Origin of the sequence: Terasakiella sp. SH-1 (genome assembly GCF_004564135.1) — a bacterium.
Classification (GTDB): domain Bacteria; phylum Pseudomonadota; class Alphaproteobacteria; order Rhodospirillales; family Terasakiellaceae; genus Terasakiella.
Genome location: NZ_CP038255.1, coordinates 2,327,474 through 2,348,622, shown reverse-complemented (window position 1 = coordinate 2,348,622; position 21,149 = coordinate 2,327,474). Strand labels below are relative to the sequence as shown.

The following is a 21,149-nucleotide window of genomic DNA, read 5'->3' as shown; positions in this document are numbered from 1 at the left end:
AAGACAGTGAATTTGCCTTTGGCGAGGCGCTTTCATTATAATATCTCTGGCGGGTTTACCCCGCTGGAGCCGATGGAATGACCACCTATGGTTTCTACTACTATCGGTTTCGCCCCTGACATCCAGGAAATGTCAGGGGCTCTATTTCTCTATACAGATAAAGAAACGAGCCCCTAGGCTAATTCCGATTGTACAAGTTTCCCTGAACACACATGCAGCGTGTCATCAAAGAAATTCACTGTCAACACCCTTTGCTAGATTTCACATATTAATTTAATGCGCAAAACTTTTTCAAAAATAGAAAAGAAAATTACGCAAAAAATCTAGAAAAATCATAAAAACTCGTTGCATTTTTGAAAAAACAACCCAATTATGCAATTCCGTTTTCGATCTTCGGAATTAAATCGCAACTCAGATTCTTTCAAAGATGAAACCTGAAAAGGTGATAAAAAAATGCAAAAGACTCTAAAAGCCCTCAACCCAAAGCAAATCGAAAAAATTAAATCGCGATGGCCTCTTTTGTTACAGGGTGTTTTAAAACATGGGATGACACATAAAGACATCTCAACAGCCTTTAAACGCACGAGTAGCAGCGTTTCTCGATGGATTAGTGGCGATGCAAAAATTCCAAAATCAAAAATTGAAGAATATCTAAAAATCTATAATCACACTTACTTAACTCACAACCCCATAACGATCAGCGATCTAATTTTAGAAGACCAATCTTTTAAAGAAATGCTCGAGAAAAGATTTATAAATTTCCGGCAAGATTACATAAGGCAAAACATTCACTATCTTTTAGAGATACATGATCATGATGTTGCGGACTTTGCAAAAACCTTAGACATGACTGATAAGCTTGATGTCGTGCAAGGATGGCTTGGTGGTACCTGTGAACCTGACCTTAATATAATTGCAGAAAAATACAAACTCACTAAACAGCAGCTAACTCTTCAGTTTCCACAATTTAAAGGAAGCCTTGAGACACCGTCCTCCTCAAGTTTAAATTTTCGTCCCGCAAATGACGATATTGAAGCAACTGATTACATTAGCAAGTGGCTCTGTAGTAGCCCGTGGTATATGATTAACGTTTGGGCTAACAAAGGCACTATTCGAGAGTCCGGACCTGTTGTAAAAACAACTATCGTCACATTCTCAAAAGACCCTAAAAGCGACTATATTATAGCCCGTCGCCCCGGCGACACGACATACTTAATTGGATATGTTTTTTTACATAAGAAAGCAAATATCCTGCATATAATTTGGCATGACAATAACCTTACTGGAGAATATAACTTTTCGTCATTCCATGTAAAATTCTTTGATGATGGCCCCTTGCATGGTCATCATATGGCAACCCCAACCCTTCACGATATTGATGAAGGGGAATATATTCTGGTAAGCCGACGGACAATTCTTATGAAGTCAAGACCTCATGCCCTTCAAAACAAATCGAAAGAACCATTTAGCAACTTAGATCGAAAATTGCAGGAATATGGTATTTCAGAAGCTGAAAAACGAGAACAAATAAGCCAATTCCTAAGTGCCCCACTTGAAAATAGTGACCACCCACATGTAATGAGAACATTTCCCAGCTTCCCAACAGAAGAGAAATAAATATGGAAACCACAAATCTTCTGTTAGTGGGCTGTTTTTTTGCTTTGGGTTATTTTCTCCGCAAAAGAAAAGAAATCGTCAGTGTAGTCAGTCGCTTAAACGTTTACCTTCTCTACGCTTTTATTTTCGTTTCTATCACCACGGTCAGTTTTGATTATGGCCTATCCGGTTGGCTCTGGCTGGCTATAGCGGGATTTTTAATCCAATGCCTCCCAACCTTGCTTGGGGCAAGATATAAAAAACTTTCAAGCGCATATTTCTCATATGGCACATACGGTGGCGGCAACCGCGGGGTGCTTTTACTTTCAACGACTTCCCCGCACTTATTGCCCGGATTTTTAATCGCTGATCTTTTTAATTTTCTAAGCCTTGCTATCGTCTATCCCGCCTGCCAGCACCACCAAATCAACCGAGAAAACCTCACGAGAATAGGAGTTTTAGTTGCCCTCATCTCAACGGCTTTCACTCTAAATTATTTTGAAGCTGGCGCGTATATTGACGAGCTCATCATTGCCGGAATTGGCTTGGTCGTGAAAATCGGGATTAGTTTTCAATTGGGCTCTGCTCTGTCATTTACTAACTTTTCAAAAACGGTTTTCCAGCACCTCGGGAAAATGCTATTCGTCAGATTTCCGATATTTCTTCCAATTGCCCTGCTCTATTGGCTCCATTCTGAAATCTGGCTCTCTGTGCTTGTCTTTTTCATCCTCCCCACCTCCTCATTTTCTATGGTGCTTTCCAAAGAGGAAATAAAAGAAGAAGTCGCCCAAGCTATGGTGATTTCAAACCTGCTTTACATCATTTCTTTCGTAATGATTTCACTATTTGTCGTCCGCTAATGCCATAACACTCGTAACAATAGCATAGATAACAACTTGATTTTTAAAAGTATTTTTGAAAATCCTTACACATAGCTTGGAAGGAAAAAATTCTGCTGGGAAATAGAACCCACACGAAAAAATGAAATTAGCGGGTCGATGGTATGGAAAAATCATGGTACAAAGCACGACGCTTGGAAAATGTGTGAAACTTACACATTTTCTTACACATTTACACAATTGAAATTAAATAGCCTTTTATTTTCAATAACTTAGCTAATGGCTGTGCGGCTTGAAAATATGGATAAACGCCATATGTATTTTTCAATTAATTCAATAACTTAGAGAACATCATCCTTCGCCGCGCAGACTTTCTCTTATTGCACAAACCTTCTGTACTTTTTTCACAGGCTCGCTGATTTTTAGGCTCTTACACATATTAAAACTTACGGCCTTTCAGACCTTCAAATTACTATTCTCCTCCCCTTTATGTGTAAGTTCCTTACGCATTTCCATGAATCCCTCAATCCTGTCCGATTCCCTTAGATTGTATTTTAATTAAATTTGAGATTGCATAATTTTTTGTGTATCGGACTTACTCTGGGTGAGTCTGTTTAGAATGACTTTTGCCCTTTTTGCGGTTTTTACAGGATTTTGTCGCATTTTTTGCGATTTCCCTTCTAAGGAGTATCGCCCTTCCCTTATGTTCGGCTTCTGATCAATAAATCAACTAAAACATGAGATCGTAGATGAGGGGAATAGGGAAGAAGCTGGGGCTATTGGGCCTCGGGATTGGGGGACTGTGTCTGACACAAGAGACCCATGCTCAGGCTATTCCACAGAACGATCTCAACAAGATTGAGCAGCAGCAAAATGAAATCCAGCGGCGCAATGAGACCCTGCGTCGTTTGATCGAGATGAAGAACAAATCGCTCGGCAAGAAGAAACCTGTGGTTACACCTGAACCGGAGCTTCCTGAGCTGCCCGATGGTCAAACCTGTTTTCAAAGCGAGTCAATTGAGCTTAAGGGTTCAACCCTGCTGAGCAATATTGAAAAGGCCCGCCTGCTTGCGCCGTATTTATCACGCTGTATTACCCTTGCCCAAGTTGATGAACTGCTGCGTTCCATCACCAATCTTTATACGGATAAAGGCTATGTCACCACGCGCGGCTTTGTCCCGCCACAAGATATTGCCGATGGGTCACTAGAGCTCACTATCGTTGAAGGGTTTGTGGAAGGTTATGAGCTCCATGATGACAAATCACGCAAGAATTGGCGTCTAAAAACCGCCTTTCCCGGCACCTTAGATCGCCCGCTGAACTTGCGCGATATCGAGCAAGGGCTGGACCAGATCAATCGCCTTAAATCCAATAATGCCAAAATGAAGCTGGAACCGGGGAGCCGCCAAGGCGCGACCATGGTTAAGATTGAAAACCAGTCGTCCAAGCCTTGGCATGTGACTATGGGATTTGATAATTCCGGCAAGATCGCCACGGGCGTGCAACAGGCCACAGGCAGTCTTGGCATTGATGATCTGCTCGGGATCAATGATTACCTGTCTTTCAGCTGGTCCAAAGACACCAAGGCGGGCGATCCGCAACATAGTCGATCCCTTTCCGGCTTCTGGTCCGTGCCCCTTGGCTATTGGACCCTGTCGAGTTCCCACAGTTTTTATGATCATGCCAGCAAGATCAATGGCACAGCGGCAAGCTATATCAGTTCCGGCTATTCGCGCACCCACAAAGGCGAAGTGGATGTGGTGGTTCACCGCAATAAAGAAAGTAAAACCAACAGCTCTCTCTTCCTACGCCAACATACTGCTGCCAGCTTTATTGGTGAAGACAAGCTCGATAGTTCCTCTTACCGCCTGACCTCCATCGGCTGGACTTTGGGTCATGAAGATAAGCTCTGGGGCGGGATCGCCTCTGCCAAGCTGACCATGGAAAAAGGCATCCGCGCCTTATGGGCGGCAGAAGATGAAGGCATCACCAATCCGGCCACACCCCGTGCCCAGTTTTTAAAAAGTGAACTGGACCTGAGCTATTACAAGCCCTTTGATGTGTTTGGGCAAAAGCTCACTTACACAGGGAATGCCCATGCGCAATGGAGCCCCATGACCCTTTATGGGGCCGATCAAATCTCCATTGGCGGGGAAAGTTCCGTGCGCGGTTTTAAGGAAAGCACTCTGGGCGGGGATCAAGGTCTTTATCTGCAAAACACCCTGAGCTGGGCCTTGCCGAAAACGGGCTATGACATCCCCGATAAATTGTTCGGTACCTTTGCCCCCTTCATTGGCTTTGATATGGGTGCGTTGGAAAATGATGCCAAAGACAGCACCGAGCGCGGCGTGCTGTCCGGTTATGCCATTGGGCTCAAAACATCGGGTGGCATGTTTAATCTGTCTGGCACCTATGCCCGACCGATCCGGTCCCCTGCTCATTTGGATGAGCGCCATCATGAAGTTTACCTTAAGGCGGAGCTTGGTTTTTAATGAAACAGCTGCTTAAAAAAACGCTCTGCTGGACGCTGAGCCTCACCATTGCGCTCCAGCCCAATATGGTTCAGGCCCAAAGCGCGACCATCACAGTGGACCCAAGCATGCCCACAGCCAGTGTAAGCACCACCATTAACGACACCCCTTTGTTGGATATCGTCGCGCCCAATGGTTCTGGTGTCTCCCACAACAAATTCACTGATTTTAATGTAGGTAAATCCGGGCTGGTGGTGAACAACTCCACCATTGATACCCTGACCAAAACGGGCGGAGCAATCTTTGCCAACCCGAACTTCAGTGGCACAGCGGCCAGTCTGATCATCAATGAAGTCACAAGCGCCAATCGTTCCAGCCTGACAGGCTTTACCGAAATTGCCGGGCAAAAGGCCGATTATATCCTCGCCAACCCCAACGGTATCACCTGTAACGGCTGCGGCTTTATCAACACATCCAGAAGTACGCTCACCACAGGCACCCCTGTTTTTAGTGGCACATCCTTGGATAGCCTGTCAGTCAATGGCGGCGATGTGGTTGTGAACTCTTTGGGGCTGAACGCCAACGATGCGGATGCCTTCGACATCATCACCCGCGCAGCGGAGATCAGCGGAGCCATTAATGCAAAAGAACTGAACATCATCGCCGGGCGCAATGATGTTCAATATTCAGATCGCAGTGTCACCAAGAAAACAGATGATGGCTCCACCAAGCCCACACTGGCGATTGACAGTTCTGCTCTGGGCGGCATGTATGCCGGGCGCATTGCCCTGATCGCCAATGAAACAGGCGTGGGCGTCAATATGCAAGGGGAGATGGCAGCGTCAACGTCGGAGCTGACCATCACCGCCGATGGCAAGATTGAGCTCAAAAAAGCCTCTGCCGCCACCGGTCTCACGATTACGGCGCAAAACAGCAATGATGTGACCGCATCCAGCACTCTCTATGCAGGGGATGACCTAGCCATCAGCGCAGGCGGGACAGCTACGCTCAGTTCGGCCACGCTTTCTACCAAAGACGATGTGACTGTTTCCGCAGCAACTATTACCGCAAGTAATGCCACGATCACTGCCGGGCGCAACAGTGACGGGTCCAATGCGACGACCGGGGACTTATCCCTCACGGCCACCAACAGCCTGAGCTTTGAAGGCAGCACCTTACAAGCTGTGGAAACTGCAACCCTGTCTGCCGATCAAATCAGTGATGGCAGTGCATCCGGCGGGATCACAGCCACCGGGGCTATCAGTATCACGGGCACCACCAGTACCACCCTGACAGGGAATGTCCAATCCAACTCTAACGTCAGCCTGTCCGGGGCGGCGATTACGGCCAAGAATATCACCGCTGGCGGTACGGCAACGATCAATGCCACCAACACCGCCAACCTGTCCGGCCATCTGCAATCCACAAGTACAGCAAGCCTGACAGGCCAGACGATCAGCACAAACCAGATCACCACAGGCGGTGATATTACCCTGACAGCAACCACCCAAGCGACCTTATCTGGCAAAACCCAGTCCAACGCGGCCCTGAACCTCACGGCCCCGACCTTAAGCACAGCAGAGCTGGAGGCGGTGGGTAATCTCACCTTAGAGGGCAGCACCCGTGCCACGACCTCCGGCAACATCACCGCAGGGGGTACCTTCTCGCTCACAGGCGGAGCCCTCACCACAGGGTCCGGTACAGGCGATATCACGGGTACGGCGACCATCAATGGGGCGAGCTATAGCGGCAGCAATGCCTTGGAGGCCACAGGCAACATCACCGTGACCACCACAGGGGATACCACCCTCAACACAGGGGGCAGCCTCACCTCCAGCGGCTCGGTCAGCGTCACTTCAAGCGGTGGCAACATCACAAGCGATGGCACCATCAGTTCACAGACGGGCACCACGCTAACTGCTAATCAGGCCCTCACCACCACGGCGAATTCCCAGACCCAGAGTGCTGATGACACAACGATCACTGCGGGGACGACCCTCACCAACGGCGGGTTGATGACCGCCACAAATGACCTGACACTGACAGCCCTGCATCTAATTAACTCCGGCACCATCTCTGATGGCAGCTCAGACGGGTTTGAGCTGAATATTACAGGGGATTTGACCAACACAGGGCTGCTCTATTCTTCGGGCTCCCTCACCTTGGCGACACCGGGCACATTGACCAATGAGGAAGGCAATATCCTCGCCAATGGCAACATCCAGATCGACAGTAATGGGTCTGGCGGCAAAAACACCAAGGTCTATAACCTGTCAGGCAATATTGAGAGCCTCAATGGCGGGATATCCATTTATACAAATAATCTCACCAATGAGAGGAAAGGGGCAAGCAGCCCAACACCTAAAACGATATCGTCGTCATCTAGCACTAAAACAACTAAGACTAATTATTATCGGGGGTCAGACAGCCATCCTAGTTGTGGAGTTGTTGGCACTTGTTCCTTAACGAGAACAACGAGTTCGTCTTCCGTTATTGAGAAAACAACCAGCTATACAGGAGACCCTGCCAAACTCATCAGTTCTTTGGCCATGACATTGGATGCAACAAATTTGACCAACAAAGGTGGCTATATTGCAACCAACAATGACCTGACACTAAAGGGAAATACTCTCACGAACGAAGGCCAAGCAACCATTAGAACGACAAGTAGCAGCTCGAAAACAGTAAAAATAATAGCATATGTTGATGCTGAGACCGGTTCTATGCCAAGTAGTAAATCAACCTCCTCTTCTTCCTCCACCTCCTCCACTGTTATCGAAGCAGGCGATACCTTCATCACCGCCGGAGGAAATATTACAGGTCCCTTTACAGGCTCCATCGACAATATCTCCATGTTCGGCGGGGCCGACCCGGTGTCTATCACCGCAGGCTCTGCCAACGTTCATGCCACATCGGCTGATATCGGCCTGCCCACCACCGCCAGCATCAATGCCAACATCAGTCTCCCCTCCGGCCCCGGTGGGCTGTTTGTTCAAACGACCAACCCCACCGCCAACTATATCATTGAGGTCAACCCGGCGGTTGCCACCTTGGGCGCACTTTATGGCTCGGATTATTTCACCCAGAAAATGGGCTTCAATCTGGCAGGGGAAGTCAAACGACTGGGCAATAATGATTGGGAGACCCGACAGGTACGTGACCAGATCATGGCCGTCACCCATAATCGTTTCCTCTCTCCCACCATCACCAATGATAACGACCAGTATCTCGCCCTGATGGATGCAGCGCTTGCCCAGCAAGAAGACCTGCAACTCTCTTATGGTGTCGCGCTCAGTTCCAAACAAATTGCCTCTCTTACTCAAGACATGGTCTGGATGGTGGAAGTTGAACTGGAAGACGGTCGCAAGGCGCTTAAGCCCGTGGTCTATTTGGCAGAAGCCACCCGTATGAAAATCGACTCTTCCGGGGCCATCATCCATGCCGAGGGCGATCTTAACCTGACTGCCGGGGGCGACATCACCAACTCCGGCACCCTGTCGGGGGCCAATACCACCATTGCTTCAAGCGCAGGCTCCCTCACCAACACTTACGGCAAGCTGGAAGCGGCCAATGGCAACCTCAATGTAAGTACCGATCAAGACATCACCAACACAGGCGGGCTCCTCACAGGGGAGAACGTCACCCTTAGCGCCACCAACGGCAACTTCACCAACACGACAGAGACATGGCAGCAATCAAGTGCCACCCTTCACGATAACTATGACCGTCGTCGTGACGTAAATATTGGTCGATCCATTGTCAGCGGGTCTCAGGCCCGTGTTCAGGCAACAGGCGGCAATCTCACCATCACCTCCGGCCAAGATATCACCGACACAGGCGGAAAACTTACCTCCACCGGGGATGCCACCCTCAAAGCAGGGGGCGATATCACACTGAAAGCGCTCAAGACTGTCAACAAAAGCTATGACCGTGATCGCCATGGCCGGTATGCAGGTGTCTCCACCACGCAGGAAGCCTATCAAACCAGCGAGATTCACGCAGGCGGTGCCCTTAACCTGAACAGCGCCCAGCAAACCGTGATGCAGGGTTCAACACTGCAAGCAGGCACAGACCTCACCATTACCAGCGGCACTGATACGGTCATGACCGCCGTTCAAAACACCAAAGCCGTCGATAGTGCATCTATTGGTATGAATGGACAGCTGGGCCGTTGGTCCACTCAGGTAAACAACGACCTTGCCAGCCTCAAGGCCGGAAACGATCTGACCATCACCAGCGGTGAAAATACAACCGCCAAAGGCACCACCCTTGTTGCAGGCAATGACCTCAGCATCGACAGCGGTGCCACCACCACCCTCACTGGAGTGCAAGACACCTATAAGCAGGATATCGTCGGTGAAAAGTATGAGCTTCATATCGACAACCGCACTACCGTGAGCGCCCGTGCAATAGCAGGTAGTGACCTGTCTATCAAAAGCGGGGAAGACATCACAGTTGCAGGCAGCACGCTGAGCGCGGGAAAATCCGCCACACTTGAAGCCGATAACAATATCGCGATTGCGGGTATGCAAGATATGAAATACCGCATGGAACGCACCTCCAAAAGCGGCATGTTGTCGTCGTCTTCCACCACCAACACAAGTTACAATGAAAATACGGTCTCCTCTTCCATTACAGCGGGTGAAAATGTCACCATTCGCGCCGCCAATGATACAACCTTGCAGGCCACAAACGTTCGCGCCCGTGATAATTTAAGCCTGAGTGCTGAGCAAAGCCTCACCATTACCTCTGCTGAAGACAAAAGTCATTCCTCAAGCGTGACGACCAAGTCCTTTGGCATCAACCTCGGCGTTGCCAGCTATAATTCCATGAAGGGCACAGCCAGCTCCAACGGCGAAACCACGACTGTTACCTCCACTCTTAGTGGCGATAATGTCAGTATTTCCTCTGGCGCAGACCTCAATATCAAAGGTTCTCAAATTGAGGCAGAGACAGACGCCAGCCTCAATGCTGGCGGCAAGCTCAATATAGAACATGCCAGCAACACTAAGGAAAGCAGCAGCTCCAGCTTTAAAAGCAAGAGCATGAGCGTGACTATCCCCGGTCTGAGCATCGGTTATAATTCCGCCCAAACCCAAACCGACAGCGTCTATGACCAAACCGTTGTGGCCGCTACGCTTAAGTCCGGCAATGACCTAAATGTCAATGTCGGGGCTGATGCGGCCATCACTGGCTCTGAGCTGGAAGCAGGCGGTGATCTAAACATGACGGTGGGCGGCGACCTTAACCTCGCCACTGCCCAGAACGTCCATCAAGAAACCCACAGCCAGACAAGCTCCAAGGGTTTCAACATCGGGGTGTCTTTCGCGAACGTTGGCGTTAATGTCGCCCAGACCAAGATAAAAGGCAGCGAGCAATCCGCCCTTGATGTCATCAATGAAGGCACTGTTCTTAAGGCCGACCAGAACCTGAACGTCAGTGCGGATAATATCTCTATTGTCTCTGGTGAGCTTTCAAGCGGCACAGACACCACGTTAAGTGCCACCAATGACATTGCGATGACCACCGCGCAAGACATCCACCAGACCTCCAGCTCCACCCTCACGGGCAAGACCACGTCCGTCGGGGTGAGCTATGGCGGACAAACCGAAGGCGGTGACACCAATTACAGCGTGGGTATGACGGCCTCCAAAGGCAAGTTCACCACGAACACCACGACCCAAACGGATACCCTGCAACAGGGCACAGAAATCACCGCTGGTAATGACATCAACATCACCTCCGGCAAGGATACCACGCTGGTCAATGCGGAGCTGACAGCAGGCGACAGCACCACCATTGAGGCAGGCGGCGATGTCAATCTGCTGGCGGCAGCTGATACGCACGCCACCACTAATTCCACCTCCACCACCAAGACCTCGTCTGTCGGTGTCAACGTCGGGGCGAGCCTGAATTATGACAATGGTGGGCCAGATAGCACGTTCGGCAGTAAGGATGGAAAATTTACCACCGGCACTTTGGGCGTCGGGGTGACCCAGACCAAGTCCAAGAGCAGCACAACCTCAACCACCACAACCCAGACCGTCCATCAGGGCACGACCATCCGCTCAGGTGACGGCACAACGGTGACAGCTGCCAATGATGCCACTGTAGAAAACACCGAAACCACCGGACAGGTTCTACAGGATGGCGACACACTCACAGCGGGCGACACGGTAACGGAAACTACCCTCACCAATACAGTCAAGACGGTGACCACCAGCACGTCAAGCTCCAGCAGCTCCAGCTCCTTATCCGGTCCTGACCTCAAACAGTTCGTCCTCGACAGCGTTGCTAATGCCGTAGGTGAAATAGGGGCCAACAAGATCGGGGATATGAAAGCGGGTGAGAAGAACGAAGATGGCACCCAGGAAGAAGGAATTGATGAGGGGACACATAAAATCCTCCATGCCGCAAATGGAGCCATAGAGGGTTTCATACGAAGCGGTGGTGATCTGGATGCGGCGGGGGCAGGCGCTATCGGTGCTGTGGTTGGGGAAGTCACGGCTGAAGTAGCCGGGGATTTGATTTCCAAAGACGACGAAGACAGAAACCAGAAAATCACCTACGCCGCCACAACAGCAGCCCTGATTGCAGCCAACCTTCTAGGACAGGATAGCGATATAGCCATGCAAGCCGCCAGTAATGCGGTGAAGAATAACCGCATGCTCCATACCACAGAAATTCTGGCGGTTGAAAAAACTGCGGAGCAAATGGCAAAAACCAAAGGCGGTACAAAAGAGGAATGGGTCACTCGTTTGGGTAATGAAGCCTTGCGTCAGGTCGACGCTGAAATGTCCCGAGAAATTGCTCAGGACAGTGAAGCCCTTGCCATCCTGAAAACCATGGACAATTACGGCAAAGGCTTTACAGACAACCTCGGCAACCAGCTCAAGTTCCTCAGTGAGGATAATCAATTTAACAACCCCAGTCTCTTTGCCAGCACTGTTATGGCAAACAAAAGTTTCTATGATGTAGTCCTGAAAGACTTCGCGCCAACTGGTTTTGAAAACCTCAAAGGTGTTTTGCCGGGCTCCACACTGGGCATGGCAAATGCTTTGCAGGAAATCCACAAAAGTTCCAACGTTGTTGGGGGTGGGACTGAGCTTAATCTGACAGATCAGGAAAAAATCAATCGCACATTCGAATTGGTTGAAACCAGCAAACAGATTTATCTGGTTAAGCAAGAGCTAAAGAACGCTAAACAAAAAACACTAACATCAGATCAAAAATCTGAGCTGTTTTTGTTGAATGATGGATTGGAGCTTACCAAAACGAAAGTTATGGGCGGCATCACTCAAACGATGCAGACAGGCTTTAACAAAGGCGCTGCCAAGTTTGTTGTGGAAAATGCAGAAGCGTTGGGGCTGCTACTCTATGACGTTTCTACACCCGCTATGCTTCTGGATGTAGATTCTGCTACACGCAATCAGGAACGCGTTGAGGGCATCACCTATCTAATCACCCATTTAGACGAACTGCCTGAACAAATTGCCAACGACTTTAAAACCACCATGGCAGACGCCAAGGAGAAACTGGACGCAGGCGACCATGTCGGTGGTATGGAAATTTATGGGGAACTGACTGCCGCGCTTGGAAGCACCGCTTTAGGCGGCCTGAAACTGACAACTGAGGTTGCTGGTGCGATTGGGAAAATTAGGAAGAATGAACGCTTATTATGGGGAAACTGGAACGATTATCCGAAAATAACGAAAACAGGGCCTAACGGCCCCCAGGAATATGCTAAAATAGGTGATAGACTGTATTCTCAACACGCCGTTGCGCGTATGCAACCAAGCGGCCAAAGGTATTCTTCAGGTGCCCCTGCCGAAGGGCAGCCACAACCAGTAACAGGTGATCGCCTACCATATATTAACCAGCCGGGGATCAATTATTTCGATGGTACTGATAACATAAGAGGTCGCTCAATATCACCAAATCATGTAGAAGATATTATTCAAAATACAACACCAGTAAAACAAGCTAATGGGAATCTTCGATACTCTTCTGGCAGTATTGATGTGATCACTAGCTCTGAAGGAAGAGTTGTAACCATTAAACCGATTGGAGGAAAATGATGTTGTCTGGTTACGAAAGCCTTCTAAATGTAATCTCAAAATTTCGTTCAAAAGAAATGCCGTTTAAAGAATACAAACAAAGACTGATGGGTTCAGCGACTAATATTGGCTACCAGTTAGAGTATTCAGGTGACTGGTATGATCAACTTGATGCTTGGCTAGAAAGTATTGAATTTTGTTATCCTGAAGATGATTGGTATGAACTGGGTTGTTCGTTGGGGAATTTTATTGAGGAAGCTATACGGAATGAGCCCAAGCCTTTAAAACTGCCTGACAATGATAGAGTTGTTAAAGAACAATTCCAAAGGAGTTAAATACAAAAGGCAGGACTTGATCTGACACTTCGTTCATAATCAGCCCAACAGGGCGAAGGAGACGTCAGATGACTTACGACGAAAAAATCATCAAACCGAAACTAGGGCTACCGACCTCGATAATCGGTCATAGGTACCGATTATCTCGCTGATCTTTTCATAACCTCGATTGAAGTTTCAAAGGAGGTTATGACATGGCAAGAACTGCCCGATTGGAGCCGATGCTATGCAGTTGTCTTCAGATGTAGCAAAGGCTAGTAAAAATTCAAGTCCAATTAATACTCAACTTGACGCTCCGACCTCAACTAAACCCACCCCACCCTAAAGGGATGGGGGTTTGTGATGTTTAGAGTTCGATTGTTTCGTCGTTGCCGAGGACGTCTTGTTTGCCTTGGTTGTCTACGTAGTTTTTGATGATATCGTGGGAGACTTCGCCTACGGTTGCTACGAAGTATCCGGTGGCCCAGAGGACTGGTTTCCAGTAGTAGGGCTTGAGGTATGTTTTGAATTCTTGGCGGATGATGTGGGAGGTTCTGCCTTTGAGTTTTTGGACTACGTAGGGGATGGGCTGGGTGATGGGGATGGAGGCGTAGAGGTGGATGTGGTCGTCTTCCATGCCGAGGGAGATGGTGTTGATGTAGAGTTCTTTGGTGATGCCTTGGATGATGGTTTTGAGGCGTTGGTGAATTTGTGGGGTGAGGATTTTTCGTCTGTATTTGGTGATCCAGATGATGTGATATCTGCAGTCGTAGGTGACGTGGGATGCTTTTCTGTATTGTGGCATGGGGTTCTAGTCTGCCACAATCGGGCTAAAGCCGCGGGGTTTAGGACCCAGGGGGTGGAAATCAAACAAACTGGAATGTAACGGCATACACTCCAGATGGAAAAGAGTTAAAAATTGACCTTGAAAATCCTAATTTTTCCAAGCTAAACAAAGAGACTTTGGATAATTCCCTGAATGAAAAACTACTCTATGAGCAATTAGAGCAAGCGCAGCTGCTTGAAAAGAATGCAAAAACTCCTAAAAAGTCAGACTCAAATCCTACCACAAAGCGGACAATCAAACACTGATGTATTAATTCCGATTGGACCAGCAAAGCCAATAGAATGACTAGAATTGCATATAAAGATGGAAACTGGATAGATTTGGATGGTTCTCGACCTGAGATAAGTTTTATCCCATTGGATACAAAAGATTATTACTATCATGTCCCCAGAACCAACATTATTTTGAGGTTATATTCACATCAATGTGGAGCCAATGAACCTCTGGGAGAAATCCTCACAGCAGAAGGTCATATAAAAGATTACATCCCCCCATTCAAGCATCCTCATTTCAAAGATTATATTGAAAAATACAGAAGTCAAATTGGTTGGGTAACGGGAGTTGATAAAAACGTTGTGTCTTTTGCCATCTATTGTTCTAACCCACAAGACTTTAGAATTAAATTAGATTTAGGCACATTGAAATACTGTGAGCCAGAATTTGGTGTGCGTTAGGGGATCAGTTCGTCGGGGGACTACACATAACTTCTGACTGATGCTCTCTGATGCGCTTTTGCATAAGGAAAAGCGCCGGTTCAGTCTCCCTCCACAAATCAGATAAAACTTGATTAGGGTTTAAGTTTCATACACACGCAAAACTTACACATTTTCTTACACATAAATTGACAAATGTAATTTTTTATCATATTAATCAATATATTATACATTTACTGCGCAGATTGAAAATCCGCGTGTCGGTGGTTCAAGTCCGCCCCCGGGCACCATTTCTTCTCTAAAAATTTGGTTAAACGATTGAAAACAAAGCACTCTTTTGATGCTTGCTGCTTATCGTGTGACCAAATGGTAGACCATCTTCCCAAATACATTTTCAAAAAACGTCGAATCTTCTACTTCACACGTAGAGTTCCAAAAGACGTTAGAAGTCACTACACCACTGACCGTATAGTCTTATCCCTTCGCACTCGTTCCATAACAGTGGCACGGATAGAAGCAACCAATCTTGCGGCAAAGCTTGATGACCACTGGCTACTTCTCAGACGGCGTATGTATAGCGACCCGTTTGAACGTTTTATGCACGTCAAGGAAGCCATCGAAATAGCCAAATCCAATGCACCCACGTTCTCAGAAGCCAAAGACATATATTTGAAGGTTAAAGAAGTTGGACGACCACGCACGTTTTCGACAGCTATCAATCGTGCCCACAAGAATCTCATCACTATTGTCGGTGATAAACCTATCGATATGTATTCTCGCCACGATGCAAATAAGCTGAGAGATGCCTACGCTAAAAAGAACTTGAGCAAGGCCACCATTCACCGTGCCTTCAACGTCATTGCTGTAAGTTCTTCTGCTTATTCAGCAGAACAAAGAGAGGCTAAGAATATGAGCCAATCAGAAATCGAAAAACTATGCTCAAGTTTGGCTGGTATAACGTCTCTGGGGACAGCATCTGTAAAGACGGAATTAGAACCTACGGGTATGCTTGGTTCAACACCTTCAAGTTCTTTCAGAAACCACAAAGCCCTAAAAGCTTTAATTTCTAATGGAAATTGGCAAATTGGTGGACCGAGCGTCAGAAAAAACAATCAATGCTGGTTTGATGTGGTAGTTTCAGGTGTTTACAACGGAAATTCACACAACACATCATTCACTTGTGAAATCCAGAAGTTTTCTGTTGCAAACGATGGCTCTGCCAACGTTCACTATGTGTCCCGCTGCATAAAGTAACCTCATACGCAAAGGCAGTGGGGCATTGCCCCACTGTATATAAGATGCGTCTTTTTCTACTGTTTTTCTTATTATCAGCGTTACCAGCCCATGCTTTCAATCCAAATGACCAAACCCGTCTTCGAGTAACTCAAGACCCTGCCTATTGGGAACAACGTCGTCAAATGATGGAAGGTGGCAAGATCAAGCGAATTGCTGATAAATGCCAAGAATTAACCCAACATCACAGCGTCATGGCAGAACGGGCTGCCGGGTGGTTATATAGGTTTGCGGTGCCATATGGTGGTAACAACGCCTTTATTGATCGCCCAACTCATGTCACTACAGAAAAACACATCCTCCGCATCCATGGCTGGCTACAAGAAGAAAACCGGTGGGAACGCCATGGGGCAGCCGTTCCCGGTGCGTTGGACCGTTGTCGCCGAAATCATCAGCAGGCGATCAATGATGTTATAGACCTCATGACCAAATTCGGTGCGATCTATGTCCCTGAACACAATACTTGGGGAGAAAGCTGGTCAGGCAGCCAGTGACTGGCACAAGCTCTCTACGCCGCTACACATGTCATTCCATAACCATTGGCATATGCGATTCAAATCTTCGTAACTTGCGAAGTCCTGCTCTCTAGCAGCAGCATCTCTAATCGCCAATAGATTACAGTAACAGGCCAAGGTCGCTTCCAGAGACATCTCCCTCCCAGTGCTAATTGCACTACTTGTCCAACTGAACTTGCGTCCGCACAGTTGGCTAAACTGACCCTGAGTTCGGATCACATCTGCCTCAGTTAAAACCTCATATAATTCTTCTGTCATCATCATTGTAGCAACTCCTGTTTCGTAAGTGGTTACAGGTATTTATCCGTGGCAACCAATCGCCGGGACACGGAAATAGCTTCCAAGGATAAATACTCCTGACGGACGAGGAATTGGTCCTCTCCATAACGAGGAGTAAGAAATATGAAACGTAAAAAACCAATGCCCGACCTGCCGGAAGATTGCGTCATGGTTGGGTTTGAACCGGACTGGGAGATGGTCAATCTCCGCACAGAACCTGAAAAGCTGACGGCTCGATTTAGAAAACAGCATGAAGAACGCATGCGAGCCAAACGAGAAAAAGAACAGCTAGACAAGTAACCGATTGCCCCCAAGGCCCGTATGCTCCCCTCCAACTGCCTCCTGCATACGGGCCGCCCCTTATGAAAGGATAGAATGATGAAATTGATAGAAGTTTCTGACATCGACTACACCCAACCAGCTAAGTTATTTAGCTTTGTCATCCATATCAGCGGCACGTCAAAAAGCCGGATTTCTACGTTCAAGGATAACCAATTGAACGTGAGATTTTTAGCCCTAGATGCCATTACCGACAACGTACGCAATATTGTCATCAAACACATTGATGAAACCGGCATGTGTATTTGCTTGGATTGCGACGTATCGATCTATGCAAGACGGTATGATGAAGCTGTCGACTTCCTCACCAAATCCTATTTCGTTGAGGTCGAAGGCCATGGTGGGACCATCTCGCTGGCAGATGTGAATGTCGAAATCATCCCGGATGATGACCCAGATAACTGCGAAGTGACCTTATTCCGCAAGCTCGCAAATGCAGAGCAATTAGCCGTTTAATCATGGTGGGGACACGAAAGTGACCGACTTTGATAAATACTGCTGTAAGAGGACATAATCGACTAGAACCACCGATACCGGGACAAAGACCGGCGGTGTATTGCCCTGAAAACCTCCATGGGCGACTGGAAATCGGCGGGAGTGCCGGTAAAAGCCAGTATAAATATAGAGTCTCAGGCTTTTTATATTCGAACATATATTTAGGGACAAAAAGATGCTGGATCGTGAAAAACTCAACCAGCAGGCCGGTGATTATTACGACTGTCAGAGTCTTCACCGGCTCCCGTCGCGGTGACCCTTCGGGGTCCGGGATATGAGGAGTAAGCAGGTCAAAGCGTGACCGCCTGCTGAGCTACAGGATGTGGGATGGGGTTGCTTTCTTCTTCGCGTTAGCGTCAAGAAAAGCACGGATGCCGCCTTCAAAGTTATGGAGGTCCATATCTTTCGAATGCTTTGCGACCCGCATGTACTCAGCGGCAGTCGAGTAAGACACGCGAGTGTTCACCTCTATTCCATACACACCTCAGCACATAGCGCGGCTCGAAGCAGCAGGCCATTTTCCCAAGAGGGTTCGGCTAGGCGCAAATCGGGTTGCGTGGGTGCTTGCTGAGATTGATGAATGGATTATGCAACGCCTCAACGCTCGTGATGCGTCCAATGACTTGAACGCTTCCTTCTGAGGGGCGAGGGATGATTGAGGTGCACACTTGATCATCCCTTTTTAATAACCGAAGCCAAGCCCTTTATTCATTTCCAAATAATACGGAATAAAGAACTCTAAGGCTTTTGTACCTTCTTGAGTATCGTAGAACTCAATCATTGTCTTGTTAAATGCCAACTTGTCTTTGGCCAAGATATTAAATACAGGATAACCTTTAGAAATTAGCATTGCATTTGCTGTAATTCGTGAAGTCCTCTTGTTTCCATCATAGAAGAATTGGTTCAATGCTCCCATGAGGAAATAGCACATAGCTTTTAAAATAGGGTTTTCTATTTGTTGTAAATTTTCACAACCTTTCTCAAATATTTGATCAAGTTTGCTAGCTTCAGGAGGCCTATATTGAGTACCGGAAATCGTTACTCCCCCACTCCTAAACTGCCCCCATTCCAAAGCTTCTTCTTTGGCAACCAGTTTGTGAATTTCACATATTGTTTGCTTCTCTAATTCGAACCTCTGGTCTCGAATAAGATCAAGCGTATGTTTCCAAGCTTTATCTAGATTTAGAACTTGGCTTTCATCAGAAAGCTTATGGCCTCCGACAGTTATACCCTCAAGCAAGGTTTGAACTTCAGGTAAGGTAAAAGGGTTATCTTCAAGTGCAGCCGCATGATAAACAACATCAACCCTCTGCTTTTTTGCGAGGAACAAAGCTTTCTCTATATTCGGCTGGATAGACACTTCTGAGAGAAGTTCTTCTATTCGTTTTTGATCAAATGTGAAGTTCATAAGTCTATCCGTTAAATTCTCAATATCGCTCTGAATATCTTGGCTCTGTTTTAAAATTGTTTGATCGTTCTCAGTTTGCTTTTTTGGTTTTTTACCATTAATCGGCTCTTTCTCAGACATAATCAATTTATTAATTGCTATTTTTAGAAGCTATTTATCCTTTTGAATAACCTATTAATGGTCGCAGGATACCACTTTCCGCCGCGGGCAGATAGAATGTTTCGACTATTCAATTCGTTACAAATTGCCAATTGAGTTTTAAATCCATCTTCTCGAAGCTCTTGAATTATAACGCTCATCTGAGCTGCAAACAAATTTGCTTTGGGGCTGAAGTAGCTAAGGACTGAAAGAGGTTCTATAATGGCTACGATGTACATCCGAAAAAGTCGTCTGACTTTACGTCAGCAAAGCAAGTTGATTGAGCATTTTGTCGCAGGCAGCACGGCTCGTGCGACTGCTGAAATTGTAGGTGTCCATCACTGACATTATGGATGCCTTTAAACGTATGGAAGCAAACGTTCGCAATGCCGAAGGTTATGCCCAGGCGGATGCGGATTTCCATATTGCGATCCTGGCAGCAACTCACAACGACTACCTTAATGCATTGGGGGGGCTGATTTCTGCTGATTTGCTCTCCAGCATCAAGGTGACAAACCCGGATTATGAGAAGAATGTGGCTTCATTGAAATTCCATGAAGCCGTTGTAACTGCCATTTCTGAACATGATCCGGCAAAGGCGAAGCTTGCAATGGATACATTGCTTGAGGATGCCGGAAAGAAACTGCGGATGGCGGGGAGCTGAACCTGATCGCGCCCCTTCATCCGTTACTTTAAACACTAACAATTGGGACAATTATGAAGATAACAGGGATTAAAAGCCACGTTCTCTCCTATGAATTGGATGAACCGCTTGGGTATTCTCAGAAATACTATACCAAGCGCACAGCCCATATCGTTGAAGTTACAACGGATGAGGGGATTACCGGGATCGGTGAATGTTTTGGCCCCGGCGGTGTTGCGCTGACCAACAAGACAATCGTTGAAAAAGTGATTCAGCCTTTGATCGTCGGGATGGACCCGCGTGACCGTGAAGTCATCTGGAATACCATCTACAATGATATTCGTGATCATGGTCAAAAAGGCATGCCGATGCAGGCTTTATCCGGTGTGGATATTGCCTTGTGGGATATTGCCGGAAAAATCGCTGGTCTCCCCTTATACAAGATGGTTGGCGGTGCGTTCCGTGACAAAATCGACGTCTATGGTTATGGCATGATGTTGCAACAAGTACCTGACCTTGAAGAGCGCTTCCATAATGAAGCCGCACAAATTAAGGACATGGGCTTTAACGCCATGAAGATGAAGATCGGCAAAGGCGTTAAAGAAGATATCCGTCTTGTGTCAGCTGTTCGTGATGCCATTGGTGATGACACCGGCTTGATGGTGGATGCGAACCACGCCTATACGGCACGTGAAGCCATTCCGCTGGGACGTGAATTTGAAAAGCTTGGCGTTGACTGGTTTGAAGAACCTGTCGCCCCAGAAGATTATCAGGGCTATCGCGATATGTGTGAAGCACTGGACCTGAATATCGCAGGCGGTGAAGCCGAATTCACGCGCTGGGGTTTTCGTGATCTGATCGAAAAACGCTGTGTTGATGTGTTGCAGCCTGAAACCTGTGCATTGGGGGGTATTTCGGAATATCTGAAAATCCGTGATATGGCCCATGCCCACTTTATTCCGGTGGTGAACCATGTCTGGGGTTCTGCTGTTTGTGTTGCCATGAACATCCACTTGCTGGCAGCGATGCCGAACCTGCCCGGCGGGGCTCACCCAACCGAGCCCATGCTTGAATATGACACCACACCAAACTTATTCCGTGAGAATTTGCTTGCTGAATCCCTTGGGGTTCTTGATCAGGTGAAGGAAAACGGTGGCTGGATTTCTTTGCCTAAAGGACCTGGCCTGGGGATCGACCTCGATTGGGATTTTGTAGATCACTATCGCGTGGATGCCTGACTATTGGCACCGAAGGGTGCGAAT

At 47.5% G+C, this 21,149-nt stretch carries 14 protein-coding genes and 1 pseudogene; 13 read left to right on the top strand and 2 right to left on the bottom strand.

Annotated elements, in window-relative coordinates:
- The first annotated feature begins 453 nt into the window (after positions 1–453).
- The 5 genes from E4K71_RS10820 to E4K71_RS10800 all read left to right on the top strand — a co-directional run bounded on the left by E4K71_RS10820 (position 454) and on the right by E4K71_RS10800 (position 13,298).
- Positions 454–1,617 carry a hypothetical protein gene (locus E4K71_RS10820; protein WP_135079445.1) on the top strand — a complete coding sequence of 388 codons (1,164 nt, stop codon included), beginning with the start codon at positions 454–456 and terminating at the stop codon, positions 1,615–1,617.
- Between the two features lie 2 nt (positions 1,618–1,619).
- A complete protein-coding gene (locus E4K71_RS10815) occupies positions 1,620–2,456 on the top strand; it encodes a hypothetical protein (protein WP_135079443.1) in 837 nt (278 codons plus the stop codon).
- Between the two features lie 728 nt (positions 2,457–3,184).
- Positions 3,185–4,927: a ShlB/FhaC/HecB family hemolysin secretion/activation protein gene (locus tag E4K71_RS10810; RefSeq protein ID WP_135079441.1), complete on the top strand. Its 1,743-nt coding sequence runs from the start codon at positions 3,185–3,187 to the stop codon at positions 4,925–4,927.
- Positions 4,927–12,984 carry a hemagglutinin repeat-containing protein gene (locus E4K71_RS10805; RefSeq protein WP_135079439.1) on the top strand — a complete coding sequence of 2,686 codons (8,058 nt, stop codon included), beginning with the start codon at positions 4,927–4,929 and terminating at the stop codon, positions 12,982–12,984. Before E4K71_RS10810 ends, E4K71_RS10805 begins: the two co-directional genes overlap by 1 nt.
- Positions 12,981–13,298, top strand: a complete 318-nt coding sequence (locus tag E4K71_RS10800) for a hypothetical protein (RefSeq protein ID WP_135079437.1) — start codon at positions 12,981–12,983, stop codon at positions 13,296–13,298. Before E4K71_RS10805 ends, E4K71_RS10800 begins: the two co-directional genes overlap by 4 nt.
- Before the next feature lie 346 nt (positions 13,299–13,644).
- Here the strand turns inward: E4K71_RS10800 and tnpA are convergent, their stop codons facing one another.
- Positions 13,645–14,082, bottom strand: a complete 438-nt coding sequence (gene tnpA / locus E4K71_RS10795; RefSeq protein ID WP_135079435.1) for an IS200/IS605 family transposase — start codon at positions 14,080–14,082, stop codon at positions 13,645–13,647.
- A 323-nt stretch (positions 14,083–14,405) separates the two neighbouring features.
- On the opposite strand from tnpA, the gene E4K71_RS10790 reads away from it, so the two are divergent.
- From E4K71_RS10790 to E4K71_RS10775, 5 genes are all read left to right on the top strand, one after another.
- Positions 14,406–14,798: a hypothetical protein gene (locus tag E4K71_RS10790; protein ID WP_135079433.1), complete on the top strand. Its 393-nt coding sequence runs from the start codon at positions 14,406–14,408 to the stop codon at positions 14,796–14,798.
- Positions 14,799–15,143: 345 nt separating this feature from the next.
- The gene (locus E4K71_RS10785) at positions 15,144–16,031 is read left to right on the top strand and encodes a DUF6538 domain-containing protein (RefSeq protein ID WP_135079431.1); all 888 of its coding nucleotides are present in this window, start codon (positions 15,144–15,146) and stop codon (positions 16,029–16,031) included.
- 44 nt (positions 16,032–16,075) lie between these two features.
- Entirely contained in the window at positions 16,076–16,564 is a 489-nt protein-coding gene (locus tag E4K71_RS10780; protein ID WP_135079429.1) for a hypothetical protein, read from the top strand.
- Between the two features lie 423 nt (positions 16,565–16,987).
- A complete protein-coding gene (locus E4K71_RS18255) occupies positions 16,988–17,164 on the top strand; it encodes a hypothetical protein (protein WP_167730456.1) in 177 nt (58 codons plus the stop codon).
- Between the two features lie 75 nt (positions 17,165–17,239).
- On the top strand, positions 17,240–17,659 hold the full coding sequence (locus E4K71_RS10775) for a hypothetical protein (protein ID WP_167730454.1): 420 nt from the start codon (positions 17,240–17,242) through the stop codon (positions 17,657–17,659).
- Positions 17,660–18,380: 721 nt separating this feature from the next.
- On the opposite strand, the gene E4K71_RS10765 is transcribed toward E4K71_RS10775, so the two are convergent.
- Positions 18,381–19,226 carry a Fic family protein gene (locus E4K71_RS10765; protein ID WP_135079423.1) on the bottom strand — a complete coding sequence of 282 codons (846 nt, stop codon included), beginning with the start codon at positions 19,224–19,226 and terminating at the stop codon, positions 18,381–18,383.
- A gap of 255 nt (positions 19,227–19,481) precedes the next feature.
- Between E4K71_RS10765 and E4K71_RS18455 the strand changes: the two are divergent.
- The 3 genes and pseudogenes from E4K71_RS18455 to E4K71_RS10750 form a co-directional block, all read left to right on the top strand.
- A pseudogene (locus tag E4K71_RS18455) lies at positions 19,482–19,583 on the top strand (IS1595 family transposase); the annotation flags it as partial.
- Positions 19,584–19,593: 10 nt separating this feature from the next.
- Positions 19,594–19,908 (top strand): FCD domain-containing protein, encoded by a 315-nt coding sequence (locus E4K71_RS10755; protein WP_346504519.1) that lies wholly within the window; start codon positions 19,594–19,596, stop codon positions 19,906–19,908.
- 53 nt (positions 19,909–19,961) lie between these two features.
- Positions 19,962–21,125, top strand: coding sequence for a mandelate racemase/muconate lactonizing enzyme family protein (locus E4K71_RS10750; protein ID WP_135079419.1), 1,164 nt, complete (start codon positions 19,962–19,964; stop codon positions 21,123–21,125).
- Positions 21,126–21,149: the final 24 nt, after the last annotated feature.